Origin of the sequence: Chryseobacterium glaciei (assembly GCF_001648155.1) — a bacterium.
Classification (GTDB): domain Bacteria; phylum Bacteroidota; class Bacteroidia; order Flavobacteriales; family Weeksellaceae; genus Chryseobacterium; species Chryseobacterium glaciei.
The window spans coordinates 4138961-4161775 of sequence record NZ_CP015199.1; the positions used below are offsets into that span (position 1 = coordinate 4138961).

At 33.6% G+C, this 22815-nt stretch carries 24 protein-coding genes; all 24 read left to right on the forward strand.

Features of this window, described 5'->3' with window-relative positions:
- Window positions 1–73 precede the first annotated feature (73 nt).
- The 24 genes from A0O34_RS18655 to A0O34_RS18765 all read left to right on the forward strand — a co-directional run bounded on the left by A0O34_RS18655 (window position 74) and on the right by A0O34_RS18765 (window position 22629).
- Window positions 74–1918, forward strand: a complete 1845-nt coding sequence (locus tag A0O34_RS18655) for a T9SS type A sorting domain-containing protein (RefSeq protein ID WP_066758114.1) — start codon at window positions 74–76, stop codon at window positions 1916–1918.
- 131 nt (window positions 1919–2049) lie between these two features.
- Window positions 2050–2664 (forward strand): uridine kinase, encoded by a 615-nt coding sequence (gene udk / locus A0O34_RS18660; RefSeq protein WP_066758117.1) that lies wholly within the window; start codon window positions 2050–2052, stop codon window positions 2662–2664.
- A gap of 2 nt (window positions 2665–2666) precedes the next feature.
- Window positions 2667–3023 (forward strand): FtsB family cell division protein, encoded by a 357-nt coding sequence (locus A0O34_RS18665; protein ID WP_066758120.1) that lies wholly within the window; start codon window positions 2667–2669, stop codon window positions 3021–3023.
- A 99-nt stretch (window positions 3024–3122) separates the two neighbouring features.
- Entirely contained in the window at window positions 3123–4286 is a 1164-nt protein-coding gene (locus A0O34_RS18670; protein WP_066758122.1) for a methylmalonyl-CoA mutase family protein, read from the forward strand.
- Window positions 4286–4726: a DinB family protein gene (locus A0O34_RS18675; protein WP_066758124.1), complete on the forward strand. Its 441-nt coding sequence runs from the start codon at window positions 4286–4288 to the stop codon at window positions 4724–4726. The genes A0O34_RS18670 and A0O34_RS18675 overlap by 1 nt, the downstream gene beginning before the upstream one ends.
- A 117-nt stretch (window positions 4727–4843) precedes the next feature.
- Window positions 4844–5992, forward strand: a complete 1149-nt coding sequence (locus tag A0O34_RS18680) for a class I SAM-dependent methyltransferase (protein WP_066758126.1) — start codon at window positions 4844–4846, stop codon at window positions 5990–5992.
- 55 nt (window positions 5993–6047) lie between these two features.
- Entirely contained in the window at window positions 6048–6329 is a 282-nt protein-coding gene (locus tag A0O34_RS18685) for a hypothetical protein (RefSeq protein ID WP_066758129.1), read from the forward strand.
- Between the two features lie 314 nt (window positions 6330–6643).
- Complete coding sequence (locus A0O34_RS18690) at window positions 6644–8023, forward strand: dipeptidase (RefSeq protein ID WP_066758132.1); 1380 nt, start codon at window positions 6644–6646, stop codon at window positions 8021–8023.
- A gap of 163 nt (window positions 8024–8186) precedes the next feature.
- On the forward strand, window positions 8187–8894 hold the full coding sequence (locus A0O34_RS18695; protein WP_082891206.1) for an SDR family oxidoreductase: 708 nt from the start codon (window positions 8187–8189) through the stop codon (window positions 8892–8894).
- Window positions 8895–9045: 151 nt separating this feature from the next.
- Entirely contained in the window at window positions 9046–9792 is a 747-nt protein-coding gene (locus A0O34_RS18700) for an electron transfer flavoprotein subunit beta/FixA family protein (protein ID WP_066758136.1), read from the forward strand.
- Between the two features lie 43 nt (window positions 9793–9835).
- Window positions 9836–10783: an electron transfer flavoprotein subunit alpha/FixB family protein gene (locus A0O34_RS18705; RefSeq protein WP_066758138.1), complete on the forward strand. Its 948-nt coding sequence runs from the start codon at window positions 9836–9838 to the stop codon at window positions 10781–10783.
- Window positions 10784–10962: 179 nt separating this feature from the next.
- Window positions 10963–11562 carry a bifunctional nuclease family protein gene (locus A0O34_RS18710; protein ID WP_066758140.1) on the forward strand — a complete coding sequence of 200 codons (600 nt, stop codon included), beginning with the start codon at window positions 10963–10965 and terminating at the stop codon, window positions 11560–11562.
- A 21-nt stretch (window positions 11563–11583) separates the two neighbouring features.
- Window positions 11584–12966, forward strand: a complete 1383-nt coding sequence (locus A0O34_RS18715) for a nucleoside permease (protein ID WP_066758142.1) — start codon at window positions 11584–11586, stop codon at window positions 12964–12966.
- Window positions 12967–13080: 114 nt separating this feature from the next.
- A complete protein-coding gene (locus tag A0O34_RS18720) occupies window positions 13081–13635 on the forward strand; it encodes an RNA polymerase sigma factor (RefSeq protein ID WP_066758148.1) in 555 nt (184 codons plus the stop codon).
- Entirely contained in the window at window positions 13601–14308 is a 708-nt protein-coding gene (locus A0O34_RS18725; RefSeq protein WP_066758149.1) for a hypothetical protein, read from the forward strand. The genes A0O34_RS18720 and A0O34_RS18725 overlap by 35 nt, the downstream gene beginning before the upstream one ends.
- An 81-nt stretch (window positions 14309–14389) precedes the next feature.
- Window positions 14390–14557, forward strand: a complete 168-nt coding sequence (locus A0O34_RS22430; RefSeq protein ID WP_157886065.1) for a hypothetical protein — start codon at window positions 14390–14392, stop codon at window positions 14555–14557.
- A 120-nt stretch (window positions 14558–14677) separates the two neighbouring features.
- On the forward strand, window positions 14678–15472 hold the full coding sequence (locus A0O34_RS18730; RefSeq protein ID WP_082891207.1) for a hypothetical protein: 795 nt from the start codon (window positions 14678–14680) through the stop codon (window positions 15470–15472).
- A 149-nt stretch (window positions 15473–15621) separates the two neighbouring features.
- A complete protein-coding gene (locus tag A0O34_RS18735; protein WP_066758150.1) occupies window positions 15622–16008 on the forward strand; it encodes a hypothetical protein in 387 nt (128 codons plus the stop codon).
- Window positions 16009–16017: 9 nt separating this feature from the next.
- Entirely contained in the window at window positions 16018–16464 is a 447-nt protein-coding gene (locus A0O34_RS18740; RefSeq protein WP_066758156.1) for a hypothetical protein, read from the forward strand.
- A 49-nt stretch (window positions 16465–16513) separates the two neighbouring features.
- Window positions 16514–17692 carry an acetyl-CoA C-acyltransferase gene (locus tag A0O34_RS18745; RefSeq protein WP_066758159.1) on the forward strand — a complete coding sequence of 393 codons (1179 nt, stop codon included), beginning with the start codon at window positions 16514–16516 and terminating at the stop codon, window positions 17690–17692.
- Between the two features lie 107 nt (window positions 17693–17799).
- Window positions 17800–19290, forward strand: a complete 1491-nt coding sequence (locus A0O34_RS18750) for an MFS transporter (protein ID WP_066758162.1) — start codon at window positions 17800–17802, stop codon at window positions 19288–19290.
- Between the two features lie 236 nt (window positions 19291–19526).
- Window positions 19527–20453 (forward strand): mevalonate kinase family protein, encoded by a 927-nt coding sequence (locus tag A0O34_RS18755; protein WP_066758164.1) that lies wholly within the window; start codon window positions 19527–19529, stop codon window positions 20451–20453.
- An 11-nt stretch (window positions 20454–20464) separates the two neighbouring features.
- A complete protein-coding gene (locus A0O34_RS18760) occupies window positions 20465–21394 on the forward strand; it encodes a UbiA family prenyltransferase (protein ID WP_066758167.1) in 930 nt (309 codons plus the stop codon).
- Window positions 21395–21459: 65 nt separating this feature from the next.
- Window positions 21460–22629, forward strand: a complete 1170-nt coding sequence (locus A0O34_RS18765; RefSeq protein ID WP_066758170.1) for a proline dehydrogenase family protein — start codon at window positions 21460–21462, stop codon at window positions 22627–22629.
- Window positions 22630–22815: the final 186 nt, after the last annotated feature.

A 22815-nucleotide genomic window follows, 5' to 3' on the forward strand; every position in this document is an offset into this window, starting at 1 on the left:
TAATTATTGTCAGGAATTATTAATATTTCGATAATATTTTTTATTTTAGCTAAATAACATAAAAAAAAATCACATGAAATTAAAAATTAATTCTTTAATTCTGGGCTGTGTACTTTCCTGCTCAGCATTGGCGGCGCAGGAATCGTCGTTGGAAGCTCCGGCTAAAAGGTGGCTCAGTGAAAATTCCAGAAGCTTGGGAATTCAGAATTTCAGTCAGCTTAAATTAAATTTCGTTAAGAAAGGAAGTACTGGGGAAACATTACGTTTCCAGCAGATGATTAAAGAAGTTCCGGTTTTTCAATCAGAAATCGTATTACACTTTAACAAAGAAGGAAAAATCACTTATACTTCTACAGACAGCTTTAAGAAAGATATTAAAGATATCAATACGAATCCTTCTTTAGCAGCTTCAGAAGCTCTTCAGAAAGCTCATGTAGCATCAAAAACGAAAGGAGAAATTACCTTTGAAGAAAATAAATTATTAGTTTATCTTACAGAAAACGGAGAAACTAAACTGGTTTATAGAATTCTTACCAATTCTCACGACAATCCTGGAAGTTGGGAAACAATCATAGATGCGCAAAGCGGAAACGTATTAAGCGTAAAAGATATTGCAAATTACCATCATGGTAAAAATGAGGCTCCAAAACCAACAAAAAAAAATCAAAAAAAAGAAATAAGCGCTAAAAAAGTTCTGGTATCTGGTTCAGGATATATTTTCAATCCGGATCCACTTTCTAAGATGCAGGTTGCGTACGCAGGACAGTATCTTGACAACAATGATGCTACCAATGCAAGTTTAGATGCAGCAAGAACTTTGGTTACAATCCCGGAATTGGATTTCACAGGCGGAGTTTATAAATTAAAAGGATCTTACGCAGAGATTAAAGATTTAGAAACACCTTCTACAGGGCTTTTTACTCAGGCAACCAATCAATTCTTATTTAATAGAAATGATCAGGGATTTGAAGCAGTAAATGCTTATTGGCATGTTGATAACAGCTTACGTTATATCAATCAAACATTAAATATTGCTTGTATACCATTAACTAACGCTGGAATATTATGGTACGACCCGCATGGGTTGGACGGTGATGATAATTCTTATTACAGTAACGGAAGATTAGTTTTCGGAGAGGGAGGGGTAGATGATGCTGAAGATGCAGACGTTGTTTTGCATGAATTAGGACACGGACTTCACGATTGGTTAACCAACGGAAGTTTATCTCAGGTTCAGGGATTAAGCGAAGGTTGCGGAGATTACTGGGCGCAGTCATACAGCAGAAGTTTAAATCAATGGCCTTCATCAGCACCAGCCTATAACTGGATGTTTAGCTGGGATGGTCACAATGAATATTGGGCAGGAAGAATCACCAATTATACTGTTTTGTATCCTGGATCAGGAGCGATTCATACAAGAGGGCAAATCTGGGCCTCTGCATTGATGAGAATATATGATAAAATCGGGAAAGCAAAAACCGACAGAGCCTTTTTAGAAGGATTATCCATGACAGATTCAAGTACAAATCAACAAAATGCGGCTATCGCTGTAAGACAGGCTGCTATTGATATGTTGGGAACTTTCGGATATACTTGTGGAGATATTGCTATAATGACGCAGGAATTTACTGCTGCAGGATACGTTTTGCCGGCTTACAATTGTCAGTTAAGTGTTGATGATGTTGCTAAAAAAGAAATTATCGCTATTTATCCAAATCCGGTTACTGATGTATTGAATATTTCAATGAAAATAAGCAAGGAGGAAAAAGTAGAAGTTTATAATATGGAAGGAAGAAAAGTGTTGGAAACTACCATTAATAATGGTAAAAACACTATAAATGTTTCTCATCTTCAGACAGGAGACTATATTTTAAATATCAAAGGAATAGAGTTGTCAACTAAATTTATCAAAAAATAAGACTTAAAAATTTGAATTAAAATCCGGTGTTTGCGCATCGGATTTTTTTATTGGGTAAATTCCGTACCCATTATTTTACTTGCATTCAACTAAAATAGTATATTTGTAAAAACTATATAGAAACAAAAAGAATGCTTGTAATAGGAATTGCGGGAGGTACAGGATCCGGCAAAACTACAGTTGTTGATAAGATACTTCAACAACTTGATATCGAAGGAATGAATATCCTTTCTCAGGATAATTATTATCATGATAACCATAATTTAACGCTTACAGAGAGAGAAGCCTTAAATTATGACCATCCAAAGTCGATAGATTTTGAATTGATGCTGAAACACGTAAAAGCTTTAAAGAATCACGAGCCTATAGAACAGCCGATTTACAGCTTTGTGACGCATTCCAGAACCGGAGATCACGTAACTGTAGAACCTAAAAATGTATTGGTCGTAGAAGGAATTTTGGTACTTACAAATAAAGAATTATTAAAGGAATTTGACCTGAAAGTATTTGTTCATGCAGATTCTGATGAAAGATTAATCAGGAGGATCAGGAGAGATACACAAGAGAGGGGAAGAGATTTGAGTGAGGTTTTACACCGTTATCAAACGACTTTAAAGCCAATGCATCAGGAATTTATTGAGCCTTCAAAAAATGAAGCCGATCTTATTATCCCGAACATGAAGCAAAATTCTGTAGCGATTGATTTTCTGACCACCGTCATCAAAAACTCGTTAAGAAAACACTAAAAATGGAAGAAAATAAACTTATTAAAGAAATTAAACCAAAGTCGGAGACATTCATATTTATTAAAAATTATGTTTTAAATAAATATGTATTAACAATCTGTCTATTTTTGGTTTGGATGGTTTTCTTTGATAAAACTTCGTTCTTGGTTATTAATGAACTCAATGGTGAGATCAATAAATACGAAGAGCAGTTAGCATATTATAAAACGGAATACGAAAAAAATGATACGTTTTATAAGAAACTAATGAACAATAAATCGGAAAAAGAAAAATACGCAAGAGAAAATTATTTTATGAAAAAGCCGAATGAAGAAATCTTTATTTTGGTTGTCGACAGCACAAATGTTGCTAAAAAATAATTAAAAAAGTGAATTATGAATAGTCAATTCGCTTTGCTTGTTAATTTTTAAAGATTTATTTTATTACTAATTACCCATTATTCATTACTTATAATTGATATGTCAAATACAGATACTTTTCCAAACTGGGAAAATTTAGTAAAGAAGCAGCTTAAAACAGAAGATATTTACACCATTCTAAAAAAAGAAAATTTAGAAGGAATTGATGTGAAACCTTTTTATAGTTCGGTTAAGAAACCTTTAGTAAACCTTCCAAAAGTCGAGGAAAGTACACATTTAGTGGCAAAGTACCATGAAAGTTTAGAAGATGATGTTTTCGCATTTCTATTGGATCATAATGTTGAAAATCTTGAGGAGAAAACAATTTTCATCAATAATAAAGATTTAGCGGAACATATTAGTCCCGCAGATAATGATCAGTATTTTTCGTTGATTGATGTATTTGATGAAAAAAATGGAGTTATTGATGATCAGCTGGCTAAAGAATTACTAGCTAAAGACTTCAAAAGAAACATCTGTGTTGATATTTCTCTTCACCAAAATGCCGGAGCTGCAATCTATCAGCAATTAGGGATTGCTTTAGCAAAAACAAAAGAACTTGTAGAAGTTTACGGACAGGAAATTTTAAATAAACTGATCTTCAAAATAGCTGTAGGAGGAAATTATTTCTTCGAAACGGCTAAATTAAGAGCTTTTAAACTGGTTTTCAATCAACTTTCTAAAGAATACGGTTTAGATGAAATCCCTTACATTTTTGCTGAAACTTCATTAAGAAATAAAGCAATTGTGGACAGCGAAAACAACCTTATCCGTTCTACATTGGAGCTTGCTTCTGCGATGATCGGAGGTGCAGATGCTGTCTACAGTACAAATTATGCTGTTGAAAAAAGCACGGAAAATTCGGAAGAAATATCCTTCAAACAACAGATCGTTTTGGCTTACGAAAGTATCATTAATGTATTTGAAGATGCGTCTAACGGAAGTTATTATATTGAAGATATTACCCAGCAAATTGCAGAAAAATCTTGGGCTTTCTTTGTTGAAATTGAAGATACCGGAGGCTATTTAGAGCTTTTAAAAAATGGAGTTATCCAAAAAAAGATATATGATCAAGCTATCGAAGAGCAAAACTGGGTTGAAGAAGGTAAAATAAAAATAATTGGAGTTAATTTATATCCAAAATTAGACATTAAAAAGTCTGTTGCTGAATTATATAACGAAAAAGAAATAAAAGCCGTTCGTTGGGCTGAAATGTTTGAATAATGAAAGAAAAACTAATTGATTTATTTGAATATACCTATCATTTCAACCATGAAATGATCAAAATTATTTCAGAAAATATCTCAAAGATCGACGAAAAAACAATCAGTTTGATCAACCATACTTTAAATGCGCAACAAGTTTGGAATTCAAGGATTTTAGGCGAAAAATCTTTCGAGGTTTGGCAAATCAATCATTTTGAAAATTTGCAGGATATTAATCATCAAAACTTTCAGAAAAGCATTCAAATTGTTGAAAAATCAGATTTTGACCGAAGAATTGAATACCAAAATTCAAAAGGAGCAAAGTTTGAAAATAGTATTTTTGAAATGCTTTTTCAGGCAATTAATCATTCAACATATCATCGAGGTCAGATCAATTCTTTGTTAAAACAAACTGGAATTGAGCCCGTATTAACAGATTATATTTTTTATAAAAGATAAATTTAAATAGATGCTTCGACTTCGTTCAGCATGACAACGCTACAAAATGACGTTTAGTATTAGAGATGTCATGCTGAACGAAGTCGAAGCATTTCCATCAAAGAATCTTACGAATCTGTGGGAAATAAAATACTAAACAAAGAAATCCAAAACTACATCAATGCAAATCTAACCACAGACTTGCATTCATTACTATTAAAAAAATCCCCATTTCCTGAAACTTCTATGCAGGAAATTGTTCAACAGATCAAAGGAAAACAAGTCGCACAGAGAAAATTCCCTTTTTTATTAAAAGAAGGAATTATCTTCCCTCCACAACTTAATTTAGAGCAATCATCCTCAGAAAAAACAGCTTTATATAAATCTGAAATTTTAAAAGGAAAGAAATTCATAGACTTAACCAGCGGCTTCGGGATCGATGCTTATTATCTATCTCAAAACTTTGATGATATCACGCTTGTTGAACAAAATTCAGAGCTTTTAGAAATTGTAGAACACAATTGGAGTGTTTTAGAAAAGAGAGCGAAATTTATCAATCAAAAATTAGAAGATTTCCTTACTGAAAATCAAGAAACTTTTGATGTCATTTATTTAGATCCAGCGAGAAGAGATAACAATAAAAACAAAGTCTTTTTGTTGGAAGATCTTTCACCAAATATTCTTGAAATTCAGAAAAAATTATTGTCAATTTCAAATGAAGTGGTGATAAAACTATCTCCATTGATCGATTTGAAATATTTAGTTTCCGTATTACCGAATATTTTCAGAATTGAAATTATTGCTCTCAAAAATGATGTAAAAGAAGTTGTCGTTTTCTTATCAAATGAAAATTCAGGGAAGATTATTTGTAATTGCGTAAACTTAGAAAGCGGAGAATCCGACTTCGAATATCAGTTTGGAGACGAAGAAAATGCCCATTCTGAATATTCTGAGCCCGAAAAATACATTTATATTCCAAATAATTCAATTTTAAAGGCAGGAATTTTTAATTTGATCTCAGAAAAATTTAAGCTAAAAAAGCTTCATCCAAATAGTCATTTCTATACTTCTGATGAAAAAATAAATGATTTTCCGGGAAGAGTTTTAGAAGTAAAAGTGATTGACAGTAAGGGTATTAAGAAGAAAGAGCAATTTAATATCATCTCAAAAAACTATCCGCTAAAACCCGAAGAACTCAAAAAGAAATACGGACTAAAAGACGGTGGTGAGAGCTACCTTATTTTTACACAATCCAAAAAAGGAAAAATTATTTTAAAATCAATATAAAAATGTTGCCGAAAAAAGCAAGATTTCTTAATTTTGGGCAATCAAAAATTTAGGCATGAGAAAATTAATTATATGTTTAGCTATTGCAACTGTAGCTGTAAGCTGTAAAAAGATACAAGCTGGAGGAAACAAGAATATCATTAAACTTGAAGAAGGTACAGAAAGATATTCTGATGATCATCAGGGAGGCGCTGAAGCTCACGGTCATGGTCACGAAGCTGCTGCAGAGCATAAAGAAGAGGCTACTGCTGAAAAACACGGTGCTGAAGCTCCGAAAACAGACAGTACAGCTGCTGTAAAACCTGCAGAGGCTGATAAAGCTAAAGCTGAACACTAATTATTTAGTAAAATATAAAGAATGTCCTGCAGAAATGTGGGATATTTTTTTTTGAAGCTTTATCCCGCTTTCCGCACTCGCTATTTTGGTAGTTTCGGCGCGGTGGCTTTGCCTCCGCGCCGAAACTACCAAAATGAGCTCAAACAAATGCTGCAATCGGGGCTAGGGTTGCAGTCGGTTCATCAATTTCTCACACCAAAATAATAGTCATTAGGCTTGAAAACTCTTCATAATAATAAACCTGAGGAAAATTATACGTTTTTGTTTGCTCCTGCAGGGCATTTTTTTTACTTTTAGCAAAACAAATTTTTACAATGCAAGAGACATTAAATTACATTAACGAAAACAAACAGCGTTTCGTAGATGAATTATTTGAGTTACTGAGAATTCCTTCTATTTCTGCTGATCCTGCTTATAAAGATGACGTATTGAAATGTGCAGATGTTGTCGCAGAACACCTTAAAAATGCAGGTGCTGATCATGTTGAAGTATGCCAGACAAAAGGATATCCTATCGTTTTTGGAGAAAAGATTTTAGATAAAAACTTACCGACGGTATTGGTTTACGGACATTACGATGTTCAGCCTGCTGATCCGTTGGAACTTTGGACAAAACCTCCTTTCGAACCTTATATCGAGAAAACAGCACTTCATCCGGACGGAGCAATCTTCGCAAGAGGTTCTGCAGATGATAAAGGACAGTTTTTCATGCATTTAAAGGCTTTTGAAGCGATGATGAAGACAAATTCTCTTCCTTGTAACGTTAAATTTATTTTAGAAGGAGAGGAAGAGGTAGGCTCTGTAAGCTTAGGAGATTTCGTAAACGAAAACAAAGAGAAACTATCTTGCGACTGTATCTTAATTTCTGATACTCATATTTATAGCAATGAACAACCAACTGTTACAACAGGTTTAAGAGGTTTAAGCTATGTTGAAGTTGAAATTGAAGGTCCAAACAGAGATTTACACTCAGGACTTTACGGTGGAGCGGTTCCAAACCCGATTCACGTACTTTCTAGAATGATTGCTAAATTGATCGATGAAGACGGACAAATCACAATTGACGGGTTCTATGACAACGTAGAAGACGTTTCAGACGAAGACAGAGCTGATATGAATAAACTGAAGGATAATCCTGAAGAATTCAGAAAATCAATCGGATTAGAAGGGGTAGAAGGTGAAAAAGGATACACAACATTAGAAAGAACTTCTATTCGTCCTACATTAGACTGCAACGGAATTTGGGGTGGTTACACAGGAGAAGGTGCAAAAACAGTTATTCCTTCTAAAGCTTCTGCTAAAATTTCGATGCGTTTGGTTCCTTATCAGACTCCGGAAGAAATCACTGAAAAATTCACGAAATATTTCAATAAAATCGCTCCGGATAATGTAAGAGTAAAAGTAACTCCGCACCACGGAGGAATGCCTTATGTTTTACCGACTGACACTAAAGAATTTGCAGCTGCAAAAAAAGCAATGGAATCATCATTCGGAAAAGAAGTTCTTCCATACAGAGGTGGAGGAAGTATTCCTATTACAGCAATGTTTGAGCAGATCTTAGGTGCTAAGTCTGTTTTGATGGGATTCGGATTAGATTCTGATGCGATCCACTCTCCAAATGAACATTACGGATTATTCAACTTCTATAAAGGAATTGAAAGTATCCCATTGTTTTTTGAGAACTATTCAAAATAATTTGAAATTATAAAATGATAAAACGCTCTTATTTTAGGGCGTTTTTTTGTTGTCTAAATGTTTTCCATCTTAATATAAATGATTGATAAGTGATAAATCTTAGTATGAATAAACCATTTTTATTGACAGGTTTTATTTATTTTAGAGAATTAAAATTAATTCTATGTTAGAAAATAAAGTCGCATATATAACAGGAGGAACCAAAGGAATAGGTTTTGGTATTGCAAAAATTTTACTTGAAAACGGTATTTCGGTGGCATTTTCGGGGAGAAAAAAAGAAGATGTAGAAAAAGCGGAACAGGAATTAAAACAATATTCTCAAAATGTTTTAGGTGTTATTTCTGATGTGAAACTTCTTGCCAATGAAGAAGAAGCTGTAAAACAAGCAGTTGAGAAATTCGGAAGATTGGATTTTGTGATCGCCAACGCAGGATTAGGAATTTTCAAACCGGTTGACGAATTATCTGCCGAAGAATGGAACGATATGATAGAAACCAATCTTACAGGTGTTTTTTATACTTTAAAAGCCTCTGTTGATGAACTAAAGAAGTCCGAAGGCTATTATATCACCATCTCAAGTTTAGCAGGAACTAATTTCTTCGAAAACGGAACGGGTTACAACGCCTCAAAATTCGGAGTTGTAGGATTCACACAAGCTGCAATGGTTGACTTAAGAAAATACAATATCAAATCTACGGTAATAATGCCGGGATCGGTAGCAACCAATTTCAACGGAAATATACCTTCAGAAAAAGACGAATGGAAGATCCAGCCCGATGATATGGGAAATCTGGTTTTGGATATTTTAAAAATGAATCCTAGGGTTTTACCTAGCAAGATAGAGTTTAGGGCAACAAAACCAGCCAAGTAAATACATCTAATGCTTTGAATAATAAATTAATAAGTATTATGCATGCATAATATATTTTTTATTTATATTAGCAAAAATTAATTAAAACAAAATCTCTTCATAAAACACCTGTTTTTATGGTGTAAAAAAGGGAAACAATAAAATAGTACACATGAAAATATTAGTTTGTATTAGTAGTGTTCCGGATACTACTTCCAAAATTAACTTCACAGCAGATAAATCTGCATTCGACAAAAACGGTATTCAGTGGGTTATCAATCCATTAGACGAATTTGCGTTGACAAAAGCGGTTAAACTTCAGGAGTCTCAAGGAGCTACTGTAACAGTGATCAATGTAGGAGATACTGCTACGGAACCGGTAATCAGAAAAGCTTTGGCAATCGGTGCAAATGATGCGGTAAGAGTAAATCTTGATCCAAAAGACAGTTATTCTACAGCTAAAGAAATTGCTGCTGTTGCTCAAAATGGGGGTTATGATTTAATCCTTTGTGGTAAAGAATCTATCGATTATAACGGTGGATCTGTTCCGGGAATGGTTGCTCAGTTGTTGAATCAGCCTTTCGTAAATGCATCTGTAGGTTTAGATGTAAACGGAGCTGAAGCTACTGCAGTAAGAGAAATTGAAGGTGGTAAAGAAACTATTTCTGTGAAATTACCTGCTGTAATTGCTGGTCAGAAAGGATTAGTGGATGAAAAAGATTTGATCATTCCAAACATGAGAGGGATTATGTCTGCAAGAACAAAGCCTTTGCAAGTTGTAGAGCCTACTTCTTCAGAAGTGAAAGTTCAGGGAGTTTCTTATGACAGTGTTCCTCCAAGAGCTGCTGTAAAGCTTGTTTCTCCGGATAATTTAGATGAATTGGTAAGATTACTTCACGAAGAAGCTAAAGTTATCTAATCTTTTAATCATTAAATTTTTTAATCTTTAAATTAATTGTAAAATGGCAGTATTCGTATACGCAGAAAATATAAATGGAGTTTACAAGAAAGCAGCTTTTGAAGCGGTTTCTTACGCTAAAGCTGTTGCAGATCAGGCTGGAGATACCGTTACAGCGATCTCTGTAAACCCTACAGATTCTTCAGATTTATTATATAAATATGGAGCATCAAATGTTATCAATATTAAAGACGAAGGTCTTAAAAGCTTCTCAGCTAAAGCTTATGCTCAGGCTGTAAGTGAAGTAGCAAACGGAAACATCATCGTTTTCCCTCACACTACAGATGCCTCTTCAGTTGCTCCAATGTTGGCAGTAATGAACGGACATTCTTTAATTACTAATGCTTTGGATGCTCCGGAAAGTCTTTCTCCATTCCAAGTGAAAAGAAGAGCTTTCTCAGGAAAAGGTTTCATGCATGCAAAATCTGAAGCAGCTGGTGTAATCATCACTGTTTCTCAAAATGCTTTCGGTGTTAAAGAAAATGCTGTTTCAGGTTCTGAAGAAGTGAAAAACTTATCAGTAGCAAACGAAGATACTAAAGTAATTTCTCACGAACAGAGTTCTGGAAAACTAGACCTTAAAGAAGCTGAAGTTGTAGTTTCTGCAGGTAGAGGTATGAAAGGTCCTGAAAACTGGGGAATGATCGAAGAATTAGCAAACGTTTTAGGCGCTGCTACAGCTTGTTCTAAACCAGTTTCGGACATCGGTTGGAGACCTCACACAGAGCACGTTGGACAGACTGGTAAAGCAATTTCACCAAATCTTTACATTGCAGTTGGTATTTCTGGAGCTATTCAGCATTTAGCTGGAGTTAACTCTTCTAAAACTATCGTTGTAATCAACAGTGATCCTGAAGCTCCGTTCTTCAAATCAGCTGATTACGGTGTAGTTGGAGATGCTTTCCAAATTATTCCTGCATTAACTGAAAAGATTAAAGCAATCAAAGGATAAGAAAGTGAATTGTGAATTTTGCTTCGCAAGCCAATAGTAAATTTTTAAAATTGACAACGAAGTGAATTGACATTTGACTATTCACATTCAAATAAATACAATAAAAGCTCGGCTTCCGGGCTTTTATTTTTGTCTAAAAAGTAAATCCTACAATAAAAAATTAATTTATATTTGTAGTTATGGATTATAAACAGCTAATTATTCGCGGAATATCGTACAGCCAGACCCAATCAGGGGCGTACGCTTTGTTATTGGAACATGAAGAAACACACATAAAATTACCTGTTGTTATAGGAAATTTCGAGGCACAATCCATTTCTCTTGGTCTGGAGAAAGATATACATCCGCCCCGTCCTCTTACACACGATTTATTCACAAAATTTATAGTTTCTGCTAATTATGAATTGATCTCTGTGATCATCTATCAGATCGTAGACGGCGTTTTCTTTTCAAATATTAATTTAAAAAATAAAGTTAATGATGAAGAGTTAATTCTTGATGCCAGAACTTCCGATGCTGTTGCAATGGCAGTAAGATTCGATGCTCCTATTTTTACCACTCAACAAGTTTTAAATGAAGCAGGAATTCTTCTTGAACTTGATGATGTTGCTAAAGAAGAGCAGCCGTTTTCTGAAACCATTCAGTCGGAAGACAACTTAATATCTCTTTCTATGGAGGAGCTTCAGAAATTATTGGATGAAGCCGTAAAAGAAGAGGATTATGACACTGCTTTGGAGATCCAGGAGGAGATCAAAAGAAGGAAAAAGAAAATTGACTAAAAGAGATATTTTACACTAACTATGAATTTAAAACTACGACTTACCATCCTTAGCTTTCTTCAGTTTTTTGTCTGGGGAGCATGGCTAATTACGATGGCTAATTTCTGGTTCGGTACAAAACATTGGGACGGAACTCAGTTTGGGGCTGTTTTCGGAACAATGGGAATAGCTTCTATTTTTATGCCAACCCTTACAGGAATTATTGCCGACAGATGGGTGAATGCAGAGCGAATTTTTTCTGTTTTACAAATCCTTTACGGGGTTACACTTTTCATTTTACCACATACAGAAACTCCCAGTTCTTTTTACTTGATAATGCTTGTTGCGATGTGTTTTTATATGCCGACAATCGCTCTTGCGAACTCTATTTCTTATACTGTTTTGAAGAACAGTAATTTGGATGTTGTTAAAGATTTCCCCCCGATTCGTGTTTGGGGTACAATAGGTTTTATTGTGGCCATGTGGGTTACCAATCTTACAGGAAATAAGGCTACGGAAGGACAATTTTATATTGGAGGAATTGCAGCCATTATTTTGGGAATTTACGCGTTGACTTTACCAAAATGCCCGCCACAGAAATTAATAGATAAAAGTACATCTTTATTTGAGCAATTAGGTTTGAATGCATTCAAGCTATTTACTAATTATAAAACGGCTTTATTTTTCGGATTTTCTATGCTTTTGGGAGCTGCGTTACAGTTGACAAACGCTTATGGAGACGTATTTTTGAGTGAGTTTTCTCATTTTCCAAAATATGCAGATTCTTTTGTAGTTCAGAGATCCACCATTGTAATGTCTATTTCTCAGGTTTCTGAGACGTTATTTATTTTGGCGATTCCTTTCTTTTTAAAGAGATACGGAATCAAAAAAGTAATGTTGATTTCAATGTTTGCATGGGTATTAAGATTCGGATTCTTTGCATATGGAACTCCGGAAGGATATGGTGTTTCATTAATCGTTTTATCTTGTATTGTTTACGGGATGGCTTTCGATTTCTTTAATATTTCGGGTTCACTTTTCGTTGAAACGACTACAGATAAGAAGATGCGCTCTTCTGCACAGGGATTATTTATGATGATGACAAATGGTTTTGGAGCGTATTTCGGAAGTAATATCGCAGGTTGGGCAATTGATAAATTCTTCACCCATAAATTTGTAAATGCTACAGAATTATCAACTTATCTGGATACAACACCAAACAATCCTACTTTTCTTGAGATTCTTAAAAATACATTTAATTCAGCTGTAAATGCAGATGGAACTTTATCTTCTGCAGTAATGCTAAGAGACTGGACAAATATTTGGCTGGCTTTTGCAGCTTATGCGTTGGTTTTAGCTATTTTGTTTGCTGTTTTATTCAGACATGAACATAAACCTGAAGATGTTTCTGTTGTAAAACATTAATTTATTTCACGGATTATTAAAATATTAAATTGCACTTTTGAAAAAAAGTGCAATTTTTTTTGTTTTCAGGCAACCTTTTGCAATTTTTACCGTCTTATAAATAGAAACTGATACATGAAGCATTTAGAAGAGAATTTTATTTTAGCTAAAAAGCAGGATCGGAAAGGGCAGAAAGCTCTTTACGAGATGTTTTCGGCTAAAATGCTTGCCATAGCAAATTCTTACACCAATAACCTTCATGATGCGGAAGATGTTCTACTCAATGCATTTATGAAGTGTTTTTCTAAACTTGATGAATGCCGAGATTGGAAAAGTTTTCCTTTTTGGCTGAGGAAAATCGTGGTGAATGACTCAATAAGTTTTGTTAGAAAAAATAAAAACGTCCTGTACGTTGATATGGAAATTGCCGATGATTACACAGATGATAATTTTGAAGAGAGACTAAATGAAATTAATATTGAAGAAATATTTTCTCAAATGCCAACCGGATATAGATTGATTTTTAATCTTTATGTATTTGAAGAGAAAAAACATCAGGAAATCGCTGATATTCTCAATATTACAGAAGGAACGAGCAAAAGCCAATTAAGTAAGGCTAAAAAATGGCTTACTGATTATTTAAAAGCAAAAGAAAATGAAAAAAGAAATACTGAAACAGCTAAAATCTGATTACGAAAAGCTCGAAACAAAGCCTTCCACAGATCTTTGGGATAGATTGGAGCTGGAAACAGATAAAATCCCTCATTTGCCTGCTAAAAGATCTTTTCAATGGTTGAAATATGCAGCTGTGATACTGCTTTTACTTACTGTAGGAGGTTTGTTTTATTTTAGTTCAAATCAAATTGAAAAGGAGAATATTGTTGCAAAAATTAATCATTCAACAAAACCGAAACAATTAAAACCGGAAGTTGAAATTATTCATTCAAATATAAATCAGCCTGAAAATAATGTAGTTGCTTCCAATGTAAATAAGATATCTGAAACCAAATCTGAAGAGAAAATACCATTTGTTCTACAATCTTTACCTTCATACTCAGATCAACAGGTTTTAGTTAAAGAAGAGGAGAAAACAGTCATTATAAACTCTCCTGCTAAGGCTTTAATAATAACTGGAGAAATCAATCAGCCTGAAAAAGCTTTAATAGCTGAAAGAAAAAAGGCCAATTATATAAAAGCTGATGAACTGCTTTTGGGAAGAGAATTTGATAAAACCCGCGAAGAATATCAGGATGAAAAAGGAAAATTTGGTGTTCTAGATGCTACAAAAATTAAATTTAAAAGTCCAAATTCCTTAAAAATATTAGGAATGACCGTTTTCTCTGATTCCTCAGATACTAAATAAATATTTAAAATTTTAACTAAAAATATGCTGTTCAAAAAAACGAACAGAGGTAAAATATTGTCTAAAAATTAATCTAAAAATATGAAAACCAAAATTGCTCTGATGGCCGCCGTAATGGCATTTTCTTACAGCTTTGCTCAGGAGAATCCACACTTGGCATCTTACTCCCAAAAGATCGACAGTATTGTAGTTTCCGAAAAATCAAAAATGGATACGGAACTTGATGCAGTTGATAAAAACTTTAAATAAAAGAAGATTTCTTCCGAAGAAAAGCAAAATCAAAGAACTGAAATTGCTTCAAAATATCAAAAAAATATCAATGAAAAAGTAGACGCACAACAGTCTGAGCTTGAAAATGCAACTAAGGAAATGGTGAAAAATGCTGTTTTAGGCAGCAAAGACACTATTGTTTGGAATAAAAATGAGATGCAGCTGGGCACATCCGGAATGAGAATGAAATTTAACAAGAATAAGAAAACAATGAAAGATTACCTGCATTCATGGCAACTTTCTGTGAGTTTAACGGGCGCAAATCTTACCTCAAAAGACGAACCTTTTAAGTTTTTTAATCAAGGTTCTGATGTGAAAAATACGATCATTAACTCTACAAATTCAACGTTGAGGTATGAAAATCAGTTGGGAGGTTTTACGAGTCCGTTTTTCTATCGTGTTGGTCTAGGATTTCGTTCAGACAGATTTGCACCTAAATATGGTAAAGTTTTCGCGCAGGAAAATCAAAAGCTTGTTGTCGAAGATTTCACAAGAGGAGATTTGAAAAACACCTATTTAAATAACTCTTATATAATGATTCCTTTGGATGTAAGATTTGTTTTAAATCCTCAATATAAAGTTGTAGACGGCGTGAAATATCTTGACAACAGGAAAAGTCAGTTCTCAATTGTGGCGGGTGTTTATGGCGGTACAAGAGTGTTCAGCACTATTTATAACAGATTTTCAAATGAAGATTCCAGAAGAATTGTGGAGAGAGAAAGAGTAAAACAAGGCGTAAACAATTTTATTTTTGGAGGCAAATTGGGTGTAGGTTATGGTGGATTTAATTTGTTTATTCAAAAAGATTTTACCCCTGCATTTAATAATGATGCCATGCTGAAGAAGAAATATGGTTTACAAATAGGTATTGAAATCGCGAATGTTGATTTTTAATTAAATAATAAAACGATGTTTTTATTGTGAAATATTTAAAATTATAATATTTATTTTGAAACTAACAAATGTTTGTATGCAAATAATTTGTTTTTAAAACACACTGATATAAAGTGTGTTTTTTTTTGTATTTTGGCACTTTAAGAATTATGAAAAATATTCAGTTATTAGGATTGTTATTGGTGGTTGTGGGTAGTTTTTTACCCTTGGTTCATGTTCCGATTATCGGTAATTGGAATTACTGGAAACTAGACCATTTTCTGGCCATTGCATGCTGGGTTCTCTCTGCCTGCGCCCTTTTCGGGATCGTGAATAATAGTGCGAAAATCGTAAGAAGTTTTGCGGTTCTTTTAATTCTTTTATTTATCCTTAGTTTGATTGCTATTAAAGTTCAGTCTTTAGATTATTTCAGCTTTTTGCCGTTTAAATCTTGGAGAGAGACTTTTGCCGGCGTTGTAAAGCTAAAATGGGGTTGGGCAATTGAATTTTTAGGTGCTTTCCTAATGATTTTTGCAAAAAATAATAAAGTAAAATAACACACAGATATGAAGTACATAAAAACAATTTCCCTTGCAGTATTATTTTTGGGTGTTTCTCAAATGAACGCTCAGAAAAAAGCAACCGATACTCAGAAAAAGGAAACTGCAAAACAAAAGCAAGTAGATAATCCTACCAAATGCAGTAATATAAAGGATGGAACATTTTTACGTGTTAATTATCCGAAAAATCTTTGGTACATGACCGTGAAAGATAATGTTCAGACAGAATATTATAATGATGGAAAAGATCATATAAAATCAAGTATAGTTTTTGTGGACGATTGTAATTATAAATTGATAGTGCTTGAAAAAACTGAGGAAGCTAATCTTATAAAGATAGGGGATGTTTTCAGTAATAAAGTTGTTGCAACACAGGATAATTATATTAAGATTCAAAGTAAGATTGATAATGATCAGTTTGATTTGGTTTTAATAAAGGCAAAAACAAAATAACCGAAAAAGGTTAAGGTAAATTTAAAATAGAAAAAATAAAGATATACACATGAAAGAAGTATTCATCGTTTCTGCAGTAAGAACTCCAATGGGAAGTTTCTTAGGAAGTTTATCAACTGTTCCGGCTACAAAGTTGGGATCGGCTGCAGTAAAAGGAGCATTAGATAAAATTAACCTTGATCCTAAAAATGTTCAGGAAATCTATATGGGGAACGTTTTACAGGCAGGTGAAGGACAGTCTCCGGCTCGTCAGGTTGCTTTAGGAGCGGGACTTTCTAATGAAACGATCGCTACAACAATCAATAAAGTTTGTGCTTCAGGAATGAAAGCGGTAAGTATGGCTGCACAGGCGATCAAAGCAGGTGATGCAGACGTAATTGTTGCAGGAGGTATGGAAAACATGTCTTCAGTTCCTCATTATTACAATGCAAGAAATGCTACAAAATTAGGAGACGTTAAAATGTTGGACGGAATGGTTCTAGACGGTCTTACAGACGTTTACAACAAAGTTCACATGGGAGTTTGTGCTGAAAAATGTGCAACTGACTATAATATTACAAGAGAAGAACAAGATAATTTCGCGATAGAATCTTATAAAAGATCTGCAAAAGCTTGGAGCGAAGGGAAATTTGCTGAAGAAGTTGTTCCGGTTTCTATTCCTCAAAGAAAAGGAGATCCAATAATTTTCGCTGAAGATGAAGAATACAAAGCAGTAAATTTTGACAGGCTTCCAACACTTCCAACAGTATTTAAAAAAGAAGAAGGAACGGTAACTGCAGCTAATGCATCTACTTTAAATGACGGTGCTTCTGCATTAATCCTTGTTTCTAAAGAAAAAATGGAAGAATTAGGTCTTAAACCTTTAGCAAGAATCGTTTCTTATGCTGATGCTGCTCATGAGCCTGAAAACTTTACAACTGCACCTTCAAAAGCTTTACCAATTGCTCTTAAAAAAGCTGGTTTAACGCTTGCAGATATTGATTTCTTCGAATTTAACGAAGCTTTCTCTGTGGTAGGTTTAGCAAACAACAAAATTTTAGGATTGGATGCTGCTAAAGTAAACGTGAACGGTGGAGCGGTAGCTTTAGGACACCCACTTGGAAGTTCAGGTTCTAGAATTATTGTTACCTTGATCAATGTTTTAAAGCAAAACAATGCAAAATATGGTGCTGCAGCGATCTGTAATGGAGGCGGTGGTGCATCTGCAATTGTTATTGAGAATTTATAATACTTTTTAAAGTATATTTACAACCATTAAGGATTTGATAATTTTTTTAAATTGTTATCAATTTCTTAATGGTTTTTTTATTTTTGCTAAATTAATACATATTATAAATGTCTGAAACAGGGAATCAACCATCACAAAATATTAAGAATAATCCAAAGATTATGAAAGCTTGGGCAGTCTACGACTGGGCCAATTCTGTGTACTCTTTGGTAATTACCTCTGCAATATTTCCTATTTATTACACCATTCTTACCACTGCCTACAACAAGAAAGAATATGTTGCGGCGGCAGGTGAGATTCAGGAAATTCCTGTGAGAACGATGATAAAAATATTTGGAGAAACCTATGAACCGGATGCTGTTCTTAGTTTTTCTTATGCTTTGTCATTTTTCTTAGTCGTTTTATTATCTCCGTTTTTGTCTTCTTTGGCAGATACAATTGGTAATAAAAAATCTTTTTTACAGTTTTTCTGTTATTTGGGAGCGACTTCTTGTATGGGATTGGCGATGTTTACGGGAATGCACAATTTCTTCTTAGGACTTCTTTTCAGTGTAATGGCGAGTGTCGGGTTTTGGGGCAGTCTTGTATTTTATAACTCGTTTTTACCCGATATTGCAACACCCGAAAAGCAGGATTCACTTTCTGCAAAAGGATATATTTACGGTTATGTCGGGTCTGTTGTATTGCTAATTATCTGTTTGGTTTTAATACAGGTTGTTGCTAAAGGCGCGCACCAACAGAATATATTTATCCGAATCAGTTTCTTGCTAACAGGAGCTTGGTGGTTCGGTTTTTCACAATATACCTTCAAACATTTACCTCAATTTGGAGATGTTAAGGAAGAAAAACTTCCAAAAGATTTAGTATTATTAAACTATAAAAATATCTTTAAAAAACACGAAGAGCAAGGTGGGTTTCTTGAGGTTTTAAAAGATAATATCAGTTTTTATAAAGATATAGCTAAAGAAAGCTTTAGAGAATTATTTAGAGTAGGAAATAAACTTTTTGCGGATAAAAGCCTGAAGTTTTTCTTATCAAGTTTCTTCTTTTACAGTGTAGGAATGCAGACAATATTTTTAATGGCAACCCCATTTGGAAGTAATGTAATTTTCCCTAAACAGGATGAAAAATATAAACTGATTATTACTATTTTAGTTATACAGATCATTGCTATTTTTGGAGCATTTTTATTCTCAAAAATTTCAAAAAAGATCGGAAACAAAAACGTAATTACCATTGCTGTAATTATTTGGATCATTTGTTGTCTTTCTGCATTTTCATTAAATAAAGAAAACCCGAATATTCAATATCAGTTTTACGGTTTGGCGGCACTTATCGGTTTGGTAATGGGTGGTTTACAGGCAATGTCCAGATCTACTTATTCCAAATTGTTACCTGAAAATTCTATGGAAAATACAACGTTTTTCAGTTTCTATGACGTTCTTGAAAAGCTTGCTATTATCTGTGGAATGTTAATATTCAGTGTGCTTATTCAAAAGTTTGGAAATATGCAGTATGCCTTTATTGCAATGTCCGGATTCTTTGCGGTAGGAGCAATTTTAATACGTTTCTTAAAAATTGATTCTCATAAAAATTAAGAATAAAAACTAAATTTTAAGCAAGAAATTTATAAAATAATAATTTTTTGAATAATTAATAATAAAAGCCTGATTTTGTCAGGCTTTTTTGCTAACTTTAAGATATTAAATAAGGTTTTTAAGATTTTATTTAATAATAAGAATCTATTTTCTGTTAAAATAAGTTATAATTCGGCGTGGATTTTGCTTATACTGAGCAGAATAATTTTAACTTTGCAAAAAAGATTTATTATATAATGACAAACCCTTTATTTTACGCAAAAATTCTTTTGTTCGGAGAATACGGAATCATTGAAGATTCCCAAGGTTTGACATTACCTTATAGTTTCTATAAAGGTACCCTCAAGTTTTCATCATTAGATTCCGATTTTGAAAAAAAGTCTAATGAACATCTTACAAAATATGCAGAATATCTACTGAATTTAGAGCTTCCGGAAGGTTTTGAAATTAATGTTTCAATATTTAAAGAAGAGATTTCAAAAGGTTTATTCTTCGACAGTAATATTCCGCAAGGATATGGAATTGGTAGTTCAGGCGCTTTGGTCGCTGCTATTTTCGAACGTTATTCAATTACAAAACGTAATCCTGAAAACATTTCTAAAGACGAACTTAAAAATTTAAGAAGCGTTTTTGGCTTAATGGAAAGTTATTTCCACGGAAAAAGCTCTGGAATTGATCCGCTTATCTGCTACATGAACCTTCCGATTTTGATCGAAAGTAAAGAAAGTGTAGACAAAGTAGCGATTCCTAGAAGCCAGGAAGGTAAAGGAGCAATTTTCTTAATTGATTCTGGAATGACAGGCGAAACCGGACCAATGGTTCAGATTTTCTTTGAAAAAATGAAGACCGCAGGTTTCCGTAAAACATTGAAAGAAGAGTTTATCCGTTACAATAATGCTTGTATCGAGGCTTTCCTTAAAAAAGATATGAATCCTTTCTTTAGAAATTTAAAGAAACTTTCTCATTGGGCATACGAACATTTTCGTCCGATGATTCCTGAAAGTATCTTTAATGTCTGGAAAAAAGGGTTGGACTCAAATGCTTATTACTTAAAACTTTGCGGAAGCGGAGGTGGAGGTTATATTTTAGGTTTCACTAAAGACTATGAAAAAGCTGAAAAAATGCTTGACGGCTTCCATAAAGAAGTGATTTACAGATTTTAATTGTATTGGGAATGAATTCTGAAAAAGAAACTTTCCAACAAAAAAACTTTGTCCAAAAATCTCTATTTTACAGATTTTCACAATTCGTGGGCTTTCTTTTGGGCGCACGATTTTTTGTAGCTATTCTGCTCACTTTTGCATTGTATGTTTCTACTTTTTTCTTGTTTAATCAGGATGAAAGTTTCAGGAAATTTGTCTTCGATTTTAAAGTTCACGGCATTATTTTCTGTACCGTTTTAACCATTTTGGCGGGTGGAATTATCAACCAATTCTACGATTTTGAAAAAGATCATATCGTAAAACCGTTCCGAACGAGAGTTCAAAGCTTTATAAAACAGAAGTATTTCCTTTACGCTTACCTATTTTTAAGCATCATTTCGTTGGGAGTTGCATGGACAATTTCACATAATGTCTTTGTTTTTTTTGTCGTTTACCAGTTTTTCATGTGGTTTTATAGCCATAAATTAAGTCGAATTTTAATACTAAATAATCTCACTTTTGTAAGTCTTACACTCTATCCTTTTTTCGGAATGATGGTGTATTATGAGACGTTTTCAAAGAAAGTTTTACTGATGGCGATCTTCCTTTTTCTGATGCTTTTATGCATTGATATTGTAAAAGACACGCTCACAAAAAGTGTAGATAAAGCCTTTGGATATACTACAATTCCGAATTATTTTAAGACTAAAACAACTAAAGGAATCATTATTTCTTTGCTGGTTATTACAATGGCAGTTTCCATGAAACTGATTCTCAGAACAGGAATTTCCGGTTTTATGGCTTATTATTTTTCTGGTGGATTGTTTGTTTTCATCTTTTGTATTTATTTACTTTTAAATTCTTCTAGGAAAAGTATTTTTTTGACAATCAATATATTAAGACTTTGGGTTTTTGTAGGAATCATTGCGATGCTTCTGAACGGAATTGAAGGTAAAATATAGCAGAAAATGTTGGAAAAAGATTAAGGTTATCCTTACCTTTGCAAAACTAAATTTAATAAAAAGGAATGCCCATTTTTAACGATACCAAAGTTGCATTTGCAGATAAATCTGATGCACAGTTAAGAAAAGCGTACTGGATGTTCAAAATGATTGAACAGCCCGCTCTTACAAGTCTTGGAACTTCTATCCTTAATTTCACTGTTCATAATAATTTCCCTTTCGTTACCGGAATTGTAAAAAACACTTTGTTTGACCAATTTTGTGGTGGAGAAACACGTGAAGAAAGTATGAAAGCAGTGAAACAACTCTTTAAAAGAGGGGTAGGAAGTATTTTCGATTACTCGATTGAAGGTAAAGAAGACGAAGAAACATTTGATGCAGTTTGCAAAGAAATTAAAGATATTGTAAGATTTTCTGTAGGAAATCCTGCGATTCCTTTTATCGTTTTTAAGCCTACTGCGTTCGGTAGAATTGATCTTTACGAAGCTGTTGGAAAGAATTCAGAGCTTACTTCAAGTCAAAAAGAAGAGTGGGAAAGAGTTGTAAAAAGATTCGATGAAGTATGTAAACTTTGCCATGAACACGACAAAAAAGTAATGGTAGATGCCGAGGAAACATGGATGCAGGATGCAGCTGATCACTTGTGTGAGGAGATGATGGAGAAGTACAATCAGGAAAAACCTATCGTTTGGAATACAATCCAAATGTATAGAACCGGCAGATTGGAATACATGGAAGAGAACCTTCAGAGAGCCAGAGAAAAGAATTATTTCATTGGATATAAGATCGTTCGTGGAGCTTATATGGAGAAGGAAAGAGCGAGAGCTGCAGAAAAAGGATATGCAGATCCTATCCAGCCAAATAAAGAGGCTTCTGATAAAAATTACAATGCAGGAATTGATTTTGTAATGAATCATTTGGATAAAGTTTCGGCTTTTTTCGGGACTCATAATGAAGTTTCTTCCGAGCTGGTAATGGATAAAATGAAGGCTAAATCTCTTGATAATAACAATCCTCATATCTATTTCGGACAACTTTACGGAATGAGTGATAACATTACATTTTATTTGTCTGATAAAGGCTATAATGCAGCAAAATATCTTCCGTATGGACCCGTAAAAGATGTTGTTCCTTATCTTACGAGAAGAGCTAGAGAAAACACTTCTGTGGCAGGACAAACAGGACGGGAATTAGGTCTTATTCAGAAAGAATTGGACAGAAGAAAGAATAAATAATTTCATTTAAAATATAAATACCTTGCATTTTTTGTGAGGTATTTTTTTATCTATAGTTTAAATTGATAATATGTATTAAATAATTTATTATGTTAATTATATAATATTAAAATAAAAATTTTATTGTCAAGTTCGTAAACTTTTTGTAATTTAGTTGAGCAACATAAAAAAAGCAATAAAATGAAC